This is a genomic window from Mycolicibacterium cosmeticum, assembly GCF_000613185.1.
Taxonomy (GTDB): domain Bacteria; phylum Actinomycetota; class Actinomycetes; order Mycobacteriales; family Mycobacteriaceae; genus Mycobacterium; species Mycobacterium cosmeticum.
The window spans coordinates 2,408,016-2,422,378 of the sequence record NZ_CCBB010000003.1 but is presented as its reverse complement, the minus strand read 5'-3'; the positions used below and the strand labels follow the sequence as shown (position 1 = coordinate 2,422,378).

Sequence of the window (14,363 nt, the reverse complement as noted above, 5' to 3'; positions counted from 1 at the left end):
ACCGTACGGCTGCGCCTGCGCGCCAGCCAGGGCGCAGTGCTCCTAGGATCAACGCGCGTTCGTCATTCCTTCCCGCGCCCGAACAGCAGATATCCGAGCTGGTGCACACTCGCGTGCGCCGCGCCCGCAGATCGACTTCCCGGCGGAACGGAGCGACCACGCTGGTTCCCTCCCCCGCGTCCTTCATCGTGGCGCCCCTCGAGGGCGTCCTAAACCGGGGCAGTCCTTGTAAGTGTCGCCGGGGCCGCTGCTGTCACTGCGGGTGACCTCCTGGCCCGGCCGAATGGCGTGCACCAGGCATTGGGTCAACGGCGCCGTCCCGATCCGGCTGGGGATCACCGTATATCCCTGGGCCTTCGACGAATTCACGGTGTCCTGGGCGTTCGACGGGACCGACGGCGCGGCGGCGGTAATCGGGTGAGTTCGCACGAAAGTTTCCTTTCGCTGGGTTGTCGCCGATGTGACCAACATGGCGAGCCCGGACACCTCAGGACACAGGTACCGGCACGATCGGCCGGGAGGTTTTCCCGGTGCACTGATTCCCGAACCGGTCGGGAATGTGCACCCATGACGACGGGATCCGTTTCGTTCATGCTTGACCCATGACGTTCTGGCGCGGTGGCGTGCGGATGGGCTGTGGCGCGAGAGGCTCGACACGTGGTTGGCCACCGTCTTCGGTGTTCGCCAAGCTGAAGGTGGCCGACCGGGCGGAGGCGATCGGTCGACCAGGGAAGCCGGCCTCGGCGAACGCCGCTGACCGACGTCCTTGAAGATGCAGTCCCTCAACATAGTTACTCGAGGAGCCCACAGGATGAAAGCGCGTGCCGCCATTATTGCAACATCGTCGACAATGATGTTGCTAAGTTGTTCAACCGCCTCGCCGCCGCCCAATCAGGTGGTCGGAACGTGGCGAATGGTCTCCGCGACGATCGAACGAGGCGAAACCGCCCGTCCCGCCTATGGTGAGCGGCCGAGCGGGCTGCTCACTTTCACTCCAGAGATGCGCTACGTCGAGGTCCTCACGGATTCCACCATCGCCCCTTTCAGGTCCGAGGTTCGCGGTGAGGGCACCGACGCCGAGAACCGAGCGGCGATGGCAGGCAGCATAGGAATGTTCGGCACGTACACGGTCGACGAGAACGGCGAATTCAGCACCAACCGGGTGGAAGGGGCGACGTTTCCCAATTGGATCGGAGACGTGCGCACAAGAGACGAATTGCGCATTACGGTCGACGGTGATCGCATGACCGAAAATTTCACCCGCCCGGACGGCACGTCGATCCAGATCATCTTCGAACGCGTGCGAAACAGCTGAGTATTCATATCGATTGCGGGATTACGACTGTGACACTCAGCTGCGACACGTGCACCATGCGCGTACCGCGCTCGCCCCGCCCACTGAGGGCCAGGTACACCAAAGCGGTTTTGCTCAGGGGCCAAGGCGGCGTCTCAGACCGAATCACAGGATCAGCTATCCGCGGATAACCGGACTCTGAACGACAGCTCGACAGGCGGGAATCGTGGTGAGCACCTCGACGCGCTACAGCCCAAGACGGAGAAATAATGCCAGAGAACCCTATCGACAATCTCACCGAAGCTGAACCTGAATCGCCCACCCCCGACGAGCCATCTGGAGTATCGCGGCGCAGCTTCATCGGGTGGACCGGCACCGCCGTCGTCGTATCGGTGGGCGGCACCGTGCTGGTCTCGCGGCTCACCGACCGCACCCCGGACTCCGCTGCTTCGGCGAACGATGTTCCGGTGACGTTACGGGTCAACGGCACCGAGCACACCGTCAACCTGGACCCGCGAACGACGTTATTGGACACCCTGCGTGATCGCCTCGAACTGACCGGTACCAAGAAAGGATGCGATCACGGGCAATGCGGTGCCTGCACGGTGCATGTCGACGGACGGCGGGTACTGTCGTGCCTGACCTTGGCCCCGACCGTACAACGCCGCGCGGTCATGACCATCGAAGGCCTCGCCGACGGCGATGAGTTGCATGCTGTACAGCAGGCCTTCATCGACAACGACGCATTTCAGTGCGGTTTCTGCACACCGGGCCAGATCATGTCCGCCATTGCCGTCATCGAGGGCGGACACACCGGCACCGACGAAGAGATCCGCGAACAGATGTCGGGCAACATCTGCCGTTGCAGCGCTTACCCATTCATTGTCGAAGCCGTCAAGGCAGCCAGCGAACGGATGTCCTGATATGCGACCCTATGGGTATACCGTGGTCGATTCGGTGGCCGCGGCGACCGCGCACGGCGGCTCGGCCACGGCGTACCTCGCCGGTGGCACGACCCTGGTCGACCTGATGAAGTTGGAGGTGCTGACCCCCGAGCAGGTGGTCGACATCAACGGCTTGCCCTTGACCGGCATTACGGTCGGCACCGCCGGCCTGCGTATCGGCGCACTGGAACGCATGAGCGACGTCGCCGAACATCCGTCAGTGCGACGCGATTTCAGCCTGGTCAGCCGAGCGCTGGAACTGAGCGCCTCCCCACAACTGCGCAACATGGCCAGCATGGGCGGAAACTTGTTGCAGCGCACTCGATGCAGCTACTTCCGCGATGTATCGATGCCATGCAACAAGCGCAAGCCCGGGACGGGCTGCCCGGCCATCGACGGCTACAACCGCGCCCACGCCGTGCTCGGTACCAGTGACGCCTGTGTCGCCACCCACGCCAGTGACGTCGCCGTCGCACTGGTGGCCGCCGAGGCAGCGGTGGAACTGAGCAGTTCAGACGGTGAGCGCAGCGTCGCCCTCGAACGGTTCTACCGCAAGCCCGGTGCGACACCGGAGGTGGAAAGCGATTTGAAGCCGGGAGAACTGATCACCGCCATCACCGCGCCCCGATTTCCCGCGGGCACCAGGACGGGCTACCTCAAGGTGCGCGATCGCCAGTCCTACGAATTCGCGCTGACCTCCGTGGCCGTCGCAATCACCGTGCGTGACGACGTCATCACCCGCGCCCGCCTGGCCGCCGGCGGGGTGGCCACGGTGCCATGGCGGCTTCCTGAAGTGGAGAAGCTGCTGACGAACCGACCCGTGACCGCAGTCACCATCGACGCCGCAGCCGAAGCAGCGGCCGCCGACGCGCGACCGCTGAGCCACAACGGTTTCAAGACTCATCTGTTGCGCCGGGCGATCGTCCGAGCCCTCACCGACGTCACGGGCATCGCATGACCCCGTCACCGCTGGGCGGCGAAATCTCCCGAGTCGACGGGCGGGCCAAGACAACCGGTGCGGCGCGGTACTCGGCGGACTACCGGGAACCAGAACTGGTCCACGCCGCGCTGGTGTCGGCCACCACCGGGTTGGGCACCATCGCCGCGATGGACACCGACGCGGCAACGCATGCACCGGGTGTTCTCGCGGTGTACACCCCGTTCGCTCCGCTGCGACTGCAGCCTGTCGCCGAAGATGCGCTCGGCGAGAAGTACCGTCCGCTACAGGACCGTGAGGTGCGCTTTCACGGCCAGGCCATCGGTGTGGTGGTTGCCGACACCTTCGAACATGCACGCGACGCGGCAGCCATGATCACCGTCGACTATCAATCCCGGACTCCCAGAACATCTCTCGCCGATGCCGGGCCAGGGGTCAGCATCACCATGCCGGAATCGGGCAACAAGACCATCCTGGCGCCGGGGATCGCCTCGATCGATGCCGCGCTACGCGACAGTGAGATCACTGTCGAGACCACCGTCACCCAACCGGCTCAGCATGCCGCGGCGATGGAACCGCACGCGTCCGTGGCGGTCTGGCACCAGAACCTCCTGACGCTCTACACAGGCACGCAGTTTCCCGGCCGGGCCATCTCCGGGATCACCGGTGCGCTCGGGCTGACGCCCGAGCAGCTGCGGATCATCTCGACATACGTCGGTGGCGGCTTCGGCAGCCGCGTACTCCCGTGGTCGGACGTCATCCTGGGCGCAGCGGCGGCTCGCGAGCTGAACCGTCCCGTCAAGTTGATCTTGACCCGCAGCCAGGTCTTCACCATCGTCGGGCACCGCTCCGCGGTTCGGCAGCGAGTGCGCTTGGGTGCACGCGCCGACGGGACACTCACGGCGGTCAGCCACGAATCCGACGCCGAGGCCCCAGCGGTGGGCGGCTGGCCCATGCGCACCGCCGCCGAGACCACCGCGGCGCTGTACCGCACCCCGAATCTGCATGTGGACCAACGCCAGGTCACTCTGGACACTCCACCGAGCTGGGCGATGCGCGCGCCCAATGAGGCGCCCGGAGCGTTCGCGATCGAAACCGCGATGGACGAACTGGCGGTGGCGACCGGCGTCGACCCGGTGCAGTTGCGGCTGCGCAACTACGCGACGACGCTGCCCGGCACCAGTCGCCGTTGGACCAGCAAAAGACTCGATGAATGTTACCGACTCGGCGCCAACCGATTCGGCTGGGAACGCCGCGCCGCCACCCCCGCAACCACCCGCGACGGCCAGTGGCTGATCGGCATGGGGATGGCTACCGCCATCTACCCGGCTGCCGGCCGTTCCGCGAACGCGGTTCAGGTGCGGTTTCGCGACGACGGCACCGTACTGGCCTCGACGAGCATCATGGACATCGGCACGGGCGCCGCGACCGCATTGGCGATCGTCATCGCCGACGCGGTGGGCCTGCCGATGGACCGCATCGTCACTGAGGTGGGAGACACCATCCTGCCGCCGGGGCCCGGCGCCGTCGGCTCCCGCGCAACCGGCAGCATGGCTCCCACGGCCCGGACCGCCGCACGGGCTGCGATCGACAATCTCGTCAGGGTCGCCTCGTCGAATCCTGCTTCGCCGCTGGCAGATTCGGCAGCACCAGTGTCTTACGCTGCCGGCACGTTGCGAGCGGGCAACGCGCGCATCGGTTTCGCCGATCTGCTGCAGAGGATGCGAATCCCGGGAATCGACGCCATCCACAGCAGCGCCGACAGCATTTCTCCCCATTTCGCTGCACATGGGTTCGGAGCGCACTTCTGCGAGGTGCGGGTCAACTCGTTGACGGGGGAAACGCGCGTCGCCAGATTCACCACCGTCGTGGACATCGGTCGGGTGATCAACGCCAAGGCGGCCCGCAGCCAGGTGGTCGGAGGTGTCATCTTCGGCATCGGGCACGCCTTACTGGAAGCCGATCCGATAGACCCGTCCGGCCGCTTGGCTGCCACCAACCTGGCCGACTACGTCGTTCCGGTGAACGCCGACGTTCCGTTCGTCGACGCGGTATGCCTCGACGGCGACGACCCCGATTTCAGCGACGTCGGAGCGCGAGGCGTCGGCGAACTGGGCGCCGTGGGATCGGCCGCCGCAATAGGCAATGCCGTATACAACGCCACCGGTATCCGCGTCCGTGACCTGCCTATTCACCCGGAGGTCCTGCTGCGCTGACGACCTCACCCAAACGCGGCTACGAACTCGATCCGGGACCACCAGCAGGCCCCGGTTGCGCCGCCAGACTACGTCCGATGCCCCTGGCGACTTCCGACGCGAGTTCGTCGACCGCGATATCGCGGGCCGTCGAGAACGCCATCATCGCGGTGCCCCGCAACAGACCGATGATCGCCACCGCCGCGATGGTCGGGTCGGTCTCGCGACGAATCGACTTGTCGGTCAACCCCTCCCTGATGTGTCGTTCGAGGTGTTGGCGAAACCAGGCGTCGCGCTCGGCGAACAGCGGTGCAAGCGACGGCTCCGACCCGGTCGACTCGGTCCACAGCTTCAAGAAGGCCTCCGACCGCGGCGATCGCTGGTGCATCCCCGTCAGGTATGCCTCCACGAACCCGGTCAAGCGGCCCAATCCATCGGAGGCTTCGGTCGGCACGTCGAACTGCTGGGTGTACGCCAGGAGCTCCTCGAGCAACCGCGCCCTGCTGCCGAAATGGTGGTTCACGATGCCGCGGCTATAGCCAGCAGCTTCGCCGACAGCAGCCACGGTGAGCGCCCGCGATCCATGCGCCGCGACCAGTGCCGTTGCGGCGTCGAGCACGCGTTGCCGCGTCGCAGCGCGGCGCTCGGCTTGAGTCCGCCTGGCCGCACGATCGGATGTCATGGCGGTCATTCTTGCGCACCGCTTGTCAGCGGGGTCCGCTATGTTGCGTGTCATATAGCAAGTAAGTAATCGAACGGAGGATTTCCCATGTCGGTTCTCGATGCATCCGATCTCGAGCGTTTCGTGGCCGCCGATCCCAACGGCCCGGTGGTGATGCTGAACCTGCTGCAATTCGTGCCGGACGGCACTGCCCGGTACCTGCAGTACATCGAGCGGTTCACGACCTCCGGACTCAACGAGCGGTACGGGGTCACGATCATCTACGCCGGCGCCGGACACCCGGCACTGGTGGCAACGGACGTCGGAGACTGGGACATGGTGCTGCTGGTCAGCTACCCGACTCGGCAGAGCTTCGTCGACATGGTCAACGACCCGGAATACCTGGCCTTCGAGCACCTACGAACCGAGGCTGTCGCGCGGGCCGTTCTGCAGCCGACCATCCCGGCCATGTGACCCAGGTGGTTACTCGGCGCCGTTGAGGAGGTCGAAGCACTCCAGCAGGGTGGTGATCTGTTGAGCGGTCAGCCGCCCGAGGCGATCGTGCAGCATGGGTTGCACACGCCCCTCCACCTCGGAGATGGCGACCTCGGCCGCCGGCGTGAGAGTGAGGTAGGACCGCCTCGAATCGGCGGGGTCCACGGCCCGCACCACCAACCCGGCTTTGGCCAACTTGGTCACCGCGCGACTGACCACAGATGCGTGCAGGCCCAGATCCCGAACGAGATCGCCAGGTCCATCGACGCCGAGTTCGATCGACCGGAGTATCAGGAAGTCGACGAGGTCCAATTTCGCCACTGCCGCAACGTGCGTCCGAGCAGCACCCAGGACCGATTTGTTCAGGCGGTACAGCGCATCGAGAAGTCGCATCTCGACGGCGCGTTGATCCCTGGTCACCGGCATCACCATATCAATGTCAGACGTCAACTATTGACATTTGTCAACTAAACGGACACCCTGATGACATGCCTGTGACACCGCCGACCACTTCCCGGGTGGATCTCCATCACCACGCGTTCCCGCCGCAACTGTTCGGCGAAGACGTCGCGGGTGCGTTGGGAGCGAATTCGGGGTGGAAGTTCACCGCGGACGCGCCGGCCTGGACCCCCGATGCAAGCCTGGCCTTCATGGACGCCATGGGCATCTCCACGGCAATCCTGTCCCTTCCCAACGACATCGAGTCCTACCTACCGGCGAGAACCCGACGTGGGTTCGCTCGCGTGATCAACACATTCTGCAGCCAGGTCGCCGAAGAGCATCCCGGCCGCTTCGGCTTCTTCGCCCACCTGCCGTCACCCACCGATCCAGACGCGGCACTGGAGGAGGTGGCCTATGCGCTGGACGTGCTGGGCGCGGACGGCGTCACCGTGACCAACGTCTACGGAACGGGCGAGAATGCCCGGTCGCTCGGCGACCCCGTGTTCGAACCCCTGTGGGCAGAACTCGACCGGAGAAGCGCGGTGGTGTTCCTCCATGGCGAACAGACGCCGGGACGCAATCCCGCACCGAACGAGTTCCTGCCTGTTCCGGTGGTGGAGGTTCCCAACGAGACGTACAAGGCGGCGGCCGACCTGGTGACGAGCGGACGCAAGCGTGAGTTCCCGAACGTGCGAATCATCTTGTCGCACTCCGGCGGAAGCACCCCCTTCCTCGCATCGCGGGTGGCCGGACTGTGTGCCTTCCACACGGAGTGCGGGCTCACCGCCGACGAGATCATCGCCGACTTTCGCACCTTCTACTACGAGACCGCCCTCTCCGGATTCGAGACGAATCTCGTCGCCCTGGAGAGCTTCGTACCGGTGGAGCAGATCCTCTTCGGCACGGATTTCCCGGCAGTCAGCCCGTCGGCTGCGGCCTGGTACACGCGCAACGTCGACGCTTACTTCGCCGACCGACCCGACGCACTGGCCGCTGTGATGGAAGGCAATGCACGCGAGCTGCTTTCGCGGACTGCGTCGGACTGAGCCCGCGATGGTGGTCGCGTCACGACCGCTGGCCGAGGAGTCGCGCCGACCGTCCACCGTCCCCGGACCTCGAACGTGCGGTCACGCTCTGCGGCACACGGGATTCGAGAGCTTGCCGATTCCGTCGATCTCGGGTGAATTCGCGTGGGCCTCGGCCGGCGCGCTGATCGTCACCAAGCGGCCACGCAATCCCTTCGGCCCACCACACCCTTGCCCCATAACGCTACGCGACGTAGCGTAACTACCCGTGACGCGCAGTTTCCACGTCGGACAGCCGTTCGACACCCCGGACGCCCAGATCGCCGCGGCCCTGGAAGACGTCAGCATTCCCACCCTGTTGCTCTCGCTGGTGCACCTCACCGGCGACCCGTCGTATATCCGGGACTTCAAACAGGCGGGCTTGTTCCTCAACGAGGTCCAGGGCTTCATGAGCGAGGAGGACAAGGCCCGCGCCCGCGCCGTCGCGCTGCCGATCATCACCGACTACCGCGACCGCGGCTGCCCCATCCCCGACCCGCTATCCGACGACCTGGTGCGCGAAATGCTCGACTGGGCGGCGTGCGAACCCGTCGACGAGGACAACGTGCCACTGGTCCTCGAGGAACTCGACCTGCAGGGCGCCGACCCCCGCCGGCCCAGGCCCCTCACCGGCGCCGAGGGCTTCCACGTCATCGTCATCGGCTGCGGCGAATCCGGGGTACTGGCCGGCGTCCGGCTCAAGCAGGCGGGTATTCCGTTCACCATCGTGGAGAAGAACGCCGGCCCCGGCGGAACCTGGTGGGAGAACAGCTATCCCGGCGCCCGGGTGGACGTCGCCAACCACCTCTACTGCTACAGCTTCGAACCCAGCAACCACTGGGACCACTTCTTCGCCGAACAACCCGAACTGCGCCGATACTTCTGTGACGTGGTCGACCGGCACGGCCTGCAGCCACACATCCGGTGGAACACCGAGGTGCTCTCGGCGGCATGGACCGACGACCGCTGGCAGGTGACCGTGCGCACCGCGGACGGTACCGAGACGCTGCGGGCCGACGCCGTCATCACCGCGGTCGGTCAGCTCAACCGCCCGCAGATTCCCGACTTCCCCGGCGCCGACACCTTCACCGGGCCCGCCTTTCATTCCGCGCGATGGGACCACGGCGTCGACCTCACCGGCAAGCGTGTCGCCCTGATCGGCGCGGGGGCCAGTGGTTTCCAGATCGCCCCCGCCATCGCCGACCGGGTGGCACACCTGACGGTGTTCCAGCGCACCGCCCAGTGGATGTTCCCCAATCCGATGTATCACGACAGGGTGCCCGACGGCGTCCGGTGGGCCATGCAGCACCTGCCGTATTACGGCCGCTGGTACCGGTTTCTGCTGCTGTGGCCGGGCGCCGACAAGGGCCTCGATGCCGCCCGGGTCGACCCGGGCTACGCCGATCAAGCCAACGCGGTCAGCGAGATCAACGCCATCGCCCGCATCATGTTCACCGACTGGATCACCACGCAGGTCGGTGATGATCCCGACCTGCTCGCCAAGGTATTACCCGACTATCCGGCCACCGGCAAACGCACCCTGCAGGACAACGGCAGCTGGCTGGCCACCCTCAAACGCGATAACGTCGACCTGGTCCGCACCCCGATCGGGAGCATCAGCCCCACCGGCATCCGCACCGCCGACGGCGCACAGCACGACGTGGATGTCATCGTGTACGCCACCGGTTTTCGCGCCACCGACGTGTTGTTCCCGATGACCGTCATCGGTCGCGGCGGCGCGGACCTGCACACCGTGTGGGGTTCCCGGCCGTACGCTTACCGCGGCATCACCGTCCCCGGTTTCCCCAATTTCTTCATGACCTACGGCCCGGGTACCCACCTGGCGCACGGCGGCAGCCTGATCATGAACTCCGAGTTGCAGATGCGCTACATCAACCAATGCCTGGAGCACCTCATCACCGCAGGGCTGCACAGTATCGAGCCGCTGCCCGAGCCGACCGCGGCATGGCACGCGAAATCCCAGGAGGCGATCCGCAAGACCGTGTGGGCGCATCCGTCGGTCAAGCACTCGTACTTCAAGAACGCCGACGGTGAGATCCACACCGTCAGTCCATGGCGGCTCTCCGAATACCGTTGCGCCGTGGCCGAACCCATCTGGTCCGATTACCAGGAGGCATGACGTATGCGTGCGGTCGTCGTCGACGGTGCGGGTCAGATCGAGGTCGTGGACCGACCCGACCCGGGATTACCCGGGCCGGACGGCGCCGTCGTCGAGGTGAGCGCCACCGGCATCTGCGGGTCGGACCTGCACTTCCTGGAGGGCCACTACCCCATCGTCGAGCCGGTCGCGCTCGGCCACGAGGCGGTAGGCACCGTCGTCGAGATCGGCCCGGACGTACGCCGTTTCAAGGTCGGCGACCAGGTGTTGGTCTCCTCGGTCGCCGGCTGCGGCCACTGCAGCGGATGTGCCACCCGGGATCCGATCCGGTGCCTCGGTGGCCCACTCATCTTCGGTTCCGGAGCGCTGGGTGGCGCCCAGGCCGAACTGCTCGCCGTGCCCGGCGCCGATTTCCAGCTACTGGCGCTGCCGGATGCCATCGACACCGAGCAGGCCCTGTTGCTCACCGACAACCTGGCCACCGGCTGGGCGGCAGCCAAACGCGCGGACATCCCGATCGGCGGCACGGTCACGGTGATCGGCCTGGGTCCCGTCGGCATGTGCGCCGTGCAGAGCGCCTTCGCACTCGGCGCCGCAACGGTTTTCGCCGTCGACCCGGTACCGGCACGACGCGAACGGGCGGCGGCCCGCGGTGCAGTGCCGGTGGCCCCGCCGGCCGGGCAGTCCGTCCGCGAGTACACCGACGGGCTCGGCGCCGACTCGGTGATCGACGCCGTGGGCACCGACACCTCCATCAACGACGCCATTGACACCGTGCGCACCGGCGGGACGGTGTCGATCGTCGGCGTCCACGATCTGCAACCGTATCCGCTACCGGCGCTGGCCTGCCTGATCCGCAGCCTGACCATCCGCTTGACCACCGCGCCGGTGCAACAGACCTGGCCCGAACTGATTCCCCTGCTCCAGGCCGGTCGCCTCGACGTCACCGGAATCTTCACCACCACAATGCCATTGGACTCCGCGGCCGACGGTTACGCCGCCGCCATGTCCCGCTCCGGCGAGCATCTGAAAGTCCGCCTGCACCCCTAGCCGGTCACTCCGCAGGGTTCTCGACATGCCTGCGCAGATTGTCGCGTAATGTCGCGACACCGCGCTGCAGCGTGCGCAGTTCATCGAGGGACAATCCGGTGGCGGCCACCAAGTCCATCTCGGCGCCCTTGGCGCGCAGCGCACGCCCGGCCTCGGTGAGGCTGACCACCACCTGACGCTCATCGTGTGGATCACGGGCCCGCGTGACCAGACCCACCGATTCCAGCTTCTTCAAGATGGGTGTCAACGTGTTGGATTCCAGGAACAGCTTCTCGCCCAGCTGCCGGACGGTCTGGTGGTCCTCCTCCCACAGCGCGACGATCGCGATGTACTGGGTGTAGGTGACACCGAGCTTGTCCAGGATCGGCTTGTAGGCCCTGCCGTAGGCCAGGTTGGCCGAGTAGACCGCGAAGCACATGAAGTCGGCGAGCTTCGGCACATCGGGTGACATGGAACCACTCTACCGGAAATTAATCGGATCCGATTTAATCGGATGGGAATGATCCGGTCGGCCCGGCCGTTCCAGAAGGCGTAACGCTCACACCAATCGCAAGGAGCCCCCGATGTCCGTCCTCTACACCGCCCAGACTCACACCACCGGTGGCCGCCAGGGAGAGTCCTACAGCTCGGACGGAAACCTCGATATCCAGCTCACGCCGCCGGGAGCCAACGGCACCGGCACCAACCCCGAACAGCTGTTCGCGGCCGGCTGGTCGGCCTGCTACCTCAGCGCCATGGGCCTGACCGCAGGCCAGTACGACGTAAAGCTCCCGTCCGACACGGCCGTGGACGCCGAGGTCGACCTCGTCAACACCGACGGCGCCTTCTCACTGCAGGCGCGGCTCAACGTCACCATCCCCGGCGTCGACCGCGACGTCGCGCAGAAGATCATCGACGCCGCGCACGAGGTATGCCCCTACTCCAAGGCGACCCGCGGCAACATCCCGGTGACCGTCACCCTCGTCTGATCACCCGGGGCGAGCGCAGCGACGGGAAAGAGGCCCGGGGCGAGCGAAGCGACGGGAAACAAACCCGGGGCCGAGCACGGCGACGGGAAGAGGCCGCCGGCTACTGACGTTCGGTAGCCGGCGGTCGGCAGGTCAGCCCCGGCAGCGGTCCCGGAAGTCCTGCAGGGGCTGCCGGATACCCTGGAAATCGGCCTGCACCTGTGGGTTTGCGTCGAAATACGCTCGCACCTGCGCACGTTTGGCATCCCGATCCTGGCCCTTGAGCCCGGTGAAGAACGCATTCACATCCGGGTGGGTGAACAGGTAGGCCGATGTCGACGCACTGACTCCCGCCGTGATGCCGGCCAGGTCGGCGGCCGTGCAGTTGGGCGGTGGATCCGCCGGCGCGGGCGCGGCGGTGCCGACGAGGACGGCCGCGCTCGCCGCTGCGACACATAACGTTCGCTTCCACACGTTCACGTCACTCCTTCACCACTACCGTGGACCGATACCACCGCCGCCACCGCCCGGACGCCACGGGCGGTCCGGCCGGTCGGGCGGGTCGATGGCAATGGACAACCCGTCGTCGCACAGCCAGTCGTACTCACACGGGTACGGGACGTAAGGGCCGGTGTACCCGGCTCCGGTGCCGCCGTCCGGGCCGCGCACACTGCCCTGGGCGCAGACCGTCGTGCCGTTGGCATTGGTGCAATCGGCGGATGCCGTCGGCGGTAGCGCAAGGCCGAACGGCACGATCAGCGCCGCCGCCGCGTAGCGATATCGTCTTCGCACGGGCACACCTCCTTGAGCTGTGTCTGCGCTGAGAATAGGCCCGTGGCCGGTGCGTGGCGGGCGTTTCGCCGTCTTACTCCTGGAGATCCAGCGTCGGCGTCGGCCGGGAGAACCCGCGGGTGACGGCCAGCAGCCAGATGAATCCGATGGCCAGCCAGATCAACCCGACGACCAGGGCCGTTCCGGACAGGCTCGTCCACAGCCACACCGTCAGGGCGAAACCGATCAGCGGCAACACCAGGCTGCCGATCAGCTGGGGGCCGTGGCGTTGCGTCAGGTCCACGAAGTAATGCTTGATGACCGACAGGTTGACCACCGAGAACGCCACCAGCGCACCGAAACTGACCACCGAGGCCAGCAGCGCCAGGTCGACGAAGACGGCCGCCAGCGAGATCACCGACACGAAGGCGATGGCGTACACCGGCGTGCTGAACCGCGGTGAGACGTGACCGAACACCTTGCGGGGCAGGATTCCGTCCCGCCCCATGGCGTAGAGGATGCGGGCCACCGACGCCTGTGAGGTGATGGCCGAGCCGAGCGCGCCGGCGACGTAGGCGGCGGTGAAGAACGAATTGAGGAACTGCCCACCCGCGGTGGTCATGACCTCCAAGGAGCCGGAGTCGACATCGGCGAACTGGTTGGACGGGTACACCAGTTGCGAGACGTAGGACAGCACGAAGAAGATCACGCCGGAGGCGATGGTGGCGATCATGATGGCGCGCGGGACACTGCGCTTCGGGTCCTTGGCCTCTTCGGAAAGCGTTGACACGGCGTCGAAACCGAGGAAGGACAGGCACAGGATCGCCGCACCGGCCAGGATCGGGCTGAAGCCACCGGCCGAGCCGTCACCGCGCAACGGGGCCATCACGTCGACGGTGCCGGTGCGCGAGATGGCGACGAACGCCATGATGACGAACACCACGATGAAGATGGCCTGGATCCCGATGATCAGGAAATTGGCCCGGTCGACGGACACGATGCCCACGATGTTGAGCACCGTCACGATGGCGATGGTGATCACGACGATCAGCCACTGTGGCAGGGCGGGCAGCGCGGCGTTCAGGTAGATGCCGATGACGAGGTAGTTGAGCATCGGCAGGAACAGGTAGTCCAGCAGCAGTGACCACCCGGCCAGGAAGCCGATGGGCGCACCGAACGACTTCTGGGTGTAGGTGTATGCCGATCCGGCGACCGGGTAGGCGACCGACATCCGCGCGTAGGAACGGGCCGTGAACACCATGGCGGCCAACGTCACCAGGTAGGCCACCGACAGCCGGCCGCCCGTGGTCTCGGTGACGATGCCGTAGGTGGTGAACACCGTGAGCGGCACCATGTACACCAGCCCGAACAGGACCAGCGACGGCAGGCCGAGCACCCGTTTCAGGTTGCCTTCGGTTTCGGGGAGCGTCTGGGACATCTTGGTG

The 14,363-nt window shown here is 66.1% G+C and carries 16 protein-coding genes; 10 read left to right on the top strand and 6 right to left on the bottom strand.

All coding sequences use genetic code 11. The annotated features are described in order from the left end of the window. Positions 1-232: 232 nt before the first annotated feature. From BN977_RS33020 to BN977_RS30860, 5 genes are all read left to right on the top strand, one after another. Positions 233-421: a hypothetical protein gene (locus BN977_RS33020; RefSeq protein WP_036403906.1), complete on the top strand. Its 189-nt coding sequence runs from the start codon at positions 233-235 to the stop codon at positions 419-421. A gap of 390 nt (positions 422-811) precedes the next feature. Then, complete coding sequence (locus BN977_RS30875) at positions 812-1,315, top strand: lipocalin-like domain-containing protein (RefSeq protein ID WP_036404995.1); 504 nt, start codon at positions 812-814, stop codon at positions 1,313-1,315. Between the two features lie 446 nt (positions 1,316-1,761). Further along, complete coding sequence (locus BN977_RS30870) at positions 1,762-2,217, top strand: (2Fe-2S)-binding protein (RefSeq protein WP_036404993.1); 456 nt, start codon at positions 1,762-1,764, stop codon at positions 2,215-2,217. A gap of 1 nt (position 2,218) precedes the next feature. Then, a complete protein-coding gene (locus tag BN977_RS30865; RefSeq protein ID WP_036403904.1) occupies positions 2,219-3,196 on the top strand; it encodes an FAD binding domain-containing protein in 978 nt (325 codons plus the stop codon). Then, complete coding sequence (locus BN977_RS30860; RefSeq protein ID WP_036403902.1) at positions 3,193-5,391, top strand: xanthine dehydrogenase family protein molybdopterin-binding subunit; 2,199 nt, start codon at positions 3,193-3,195, stop codon at positions 5,389-5,391. Before BN977_RS30865 ends, BN977_RS30860 begins: the two co-directional genes overlap by 4 nt. A gap of 19 nt (positions 5,392-5,410) precedes the next feature. Here BN977_RS30860 and BN977_RS30855 read toward each other — a convergent pair whose 3' ends face one another. Beyond that, on the bottom strand, positions 5,411-6,052 hold the full coding sequence (locus tag BN977_RS30855) for a TetR/AcrR family transcriptional regulator (RefSeq protein WP_165576391.1): 642 nt from the start codon (positions 6,050-6,052) through the stop codon (positions 5,411-5,413). 87 nt (positions 6,053-6,139) lie between these two features. Here BN977_RS30855 and BN977_RS30850 point away from each other — a divergent pair, with 87 nt between their 5' ends. Further along, positions 6,140-6,505, top strand: a complete 366-nt coding sequence (locus BN977_RS30850; RefSeq protein WP_036403900.1) for a hypothetical protein — start codon at positions 6,140-6,142, stop codon at positions 6,503-6,505. A gap of 9 nt (positions 6,506-6,514) precedes the next feature. Here the strand turns inward: BN977_RS30850 and BN977_RS30845 are convergent, their stop codons facing one another. Then, positions 6,515-6,952, bottom strand: coding sequence for a MarR family winged helix-turn-helix transcriptional regulator (locus BN977_RS30845; RefSeq protein ID WP_234709736.1), 438 nt, complete (start codon positions 6,950-6,952; stop codon positions 6,515-6,517). A 62-nt stretch (positions 6,953-7,014) separates the two neighbouring features. Between BN977_RS30845 and BN977_RS30840 the strand changes: the two genes are divergently transcribed. From BN977_RS30840 to BN977_RS30830, 3 genes are all read left to right on the top strand, one after another. Then, positions 7,015-8,013, top strand: coding sequence for an amidohydrolase family protein (locus tag BN977_RS30840; RefSeq protein WP_036403896.1), 999 nt, complete (start codon positions 7,015-7,017; stop codon positions 8,011-8,013). A gap of 247 nt (positions 8,014-8,260) precedes the next feature. Then, positions 8,261-10,171, top strand: a complete 1,911-nt coding sequence (locus BN977_RS30835; protein ID WP_036403894.1) for a flavin-containing monooxygenase — start codon at positions 8,261-8,263, stop codon at positions 10,169-10,171. Between the two features lie 3 nt (positions 10,172-10,174). Beyond that, positions 10,175-11,200 carry an alcohol dehydrogenase catalytic domain-containing protein gene (locus tag BN977_RS30830; RefSeq protein ID WP_036403892.1) on the top strand — a complete coding sequence of 342 codons (1,026 nt, stop codon included), beginning with the start codon at positions 10,175-10,177 and terminating at the stop codon, positions 11,198-11,200. Positions 11,201-11,204: 4 nt separating this feature from the next. Here BN977_RS30830 and BN977_RS30825 read toward each other — a convergent pair whose 3' ends face one another. Then, the gene (locus tag BN977_RS30825) at positions 11,205-11,651 is read right to left on the bottom strand and encodes a MarR family winged helix-turn-helix transcriptional regulator (RefSeq protein ID WP_036403890.1); all 447 of its coding nucleotides are present in this window, start codon (positions 11,649-11,651) and stop codon (positions 11,205-11,207) included. 112 nt (positions 11,652-11,763) lie between these two features. On the opposite strand from BN977_RS30825, the gene BN977_RS30820 reads away from it, so the two are divergent. Continuing rightward, positions 11,764-12,168, top strand: a complete 405-nt coding sequence (locus tag BN977_RS30820) for an organic hydroperoxide resistance protein (RefSeq protein ID WP_036403888.1) — start codon at positions 11,764-11,766, stop codon at positions 12,166-12,168. 132 nt (positions 12,169-12,300) lie between these two features. Here the strand turns inward: BN977_RS30820 and BN977_RS30815 are convergent, their stop codons facing one another. From BN977_RS30815 to BN977_RS30805, 3 genes are all read right to left on the bottom strand, one after another. Beyond that, the gene (locus BN977_RS30815; protein WP_024453582.1) at positions 12,301-12,627 is read right to left on the bottom strand and encodes a heme-binding protein; all 327 of its coding nucleotides are present in this window, start codon (positions 12,625-12,627) and stop codon (positions 12,301-12,303) included. Positions 12,628-12,642: 15 nt separating this feature from the next. Then, positions 12,643-12,939, bottom strand: a complete 297-nt coding sequence (locus tag BN977_RS30810; protein ID WP_024453581.1) for a hypothetical protein — start codon at positions 12,937-12,939, stop codon at positions 12,643-12,645. A gap of 73 nt (positions 12,940-13,012) precedes the next feature. After that, positions 13,013-14,356, bottom strand: a complete 1,344-nt coding sequence (locus BN977_RS30805) for an APC family permease (protein ID WP_024453580.1) — start codon at positions 14,354-14,356, stop codon at positions 13,013-13,015. Positions 14,357-14,363 lie beyond the last annotated feature (7 nt).

Excerpts from the sequence above, each read along its gene's own strand:
- BN977_RS30875 (WP_036404995.1), top strand. The coding sequence starts at position 812 with ATGAAAGCGCGTGCCGCCATTATTGCAACATCGTCGACAATGATGTTG.
- BN977_RS30865 (WP_036403904.1), top strand. The coding sequence starts at position 2,219 with ATGCGACCCTATGGGTATACCGTGGTCGATTCGGTGGCCGCGGCGACC.
- BN977_RS30860 (WP_036403902.1), top strand. The coding sequence starts at position 3,193 with ATGACCCCGTCACCGCTGGGCGGCGAAATCTCCCGAGTCGACGGGCGG.
- BN977_RS30855 (WP_165576391.1), bottom strand. The coding sequence starts at position 6,052 with ATGACATCCGATCGTGCGGCCAGGCGGACTCAAGCCGAGCGCCGCGCT.
- BN977_RS30850 (WP_036403900.1), top strand. The coding sequence starts at position 6,140 with ATGTCGGTTCTCGATGCATCCGATCTCGAGCGTTTCGTGGCCGCCGAT.
- BN977_RS30845 (WP_234709736.1), bottom strand. The coding sequence starts at position 6,952 with ATGCCGGTGACCAGGGATCAACGCGCCGTCGAGATGCGACTTCTCGAT.
- BN977_RS30840 (WP_036403896.1), top strand. The coding sequence starts at position 7,015 with ATGCCTGTGACACCGCCGACCACTTCCCGGGTGGATCTCCATCACCAC.
- BN977_RS30830 (WP_036403892.1), top strand. The coding sequence starts at position 10,175 with ATGCGTGCGGTCGTCGTCGACGGTGCGGGTCAGATCGAGGTCGTGGAC.
- BN977_RS30825 (WP_036403890.1), bottom strand. The coding sequence starts at position 11,651 with ATGTCACCCGATGTGCCGAAGCTCGCCGACTTCATGTGCTTCGCGGTC.
- BN977_RS30820 (WP_036403888.1), top strand. The coding sequence starts at position 11,764 with ATGTCCGTCCTCTACACCGCCCAGACTCACACCACCGGTGGCCGCCAG.
- BN977_RS30805 (WP_024453580.1), bottom strand. The coding sequence starts at position 14,356 with ATGTCCCAGACGCTCCCCGAAACCGAAGGCAACCTGAAACGGGTGCTC.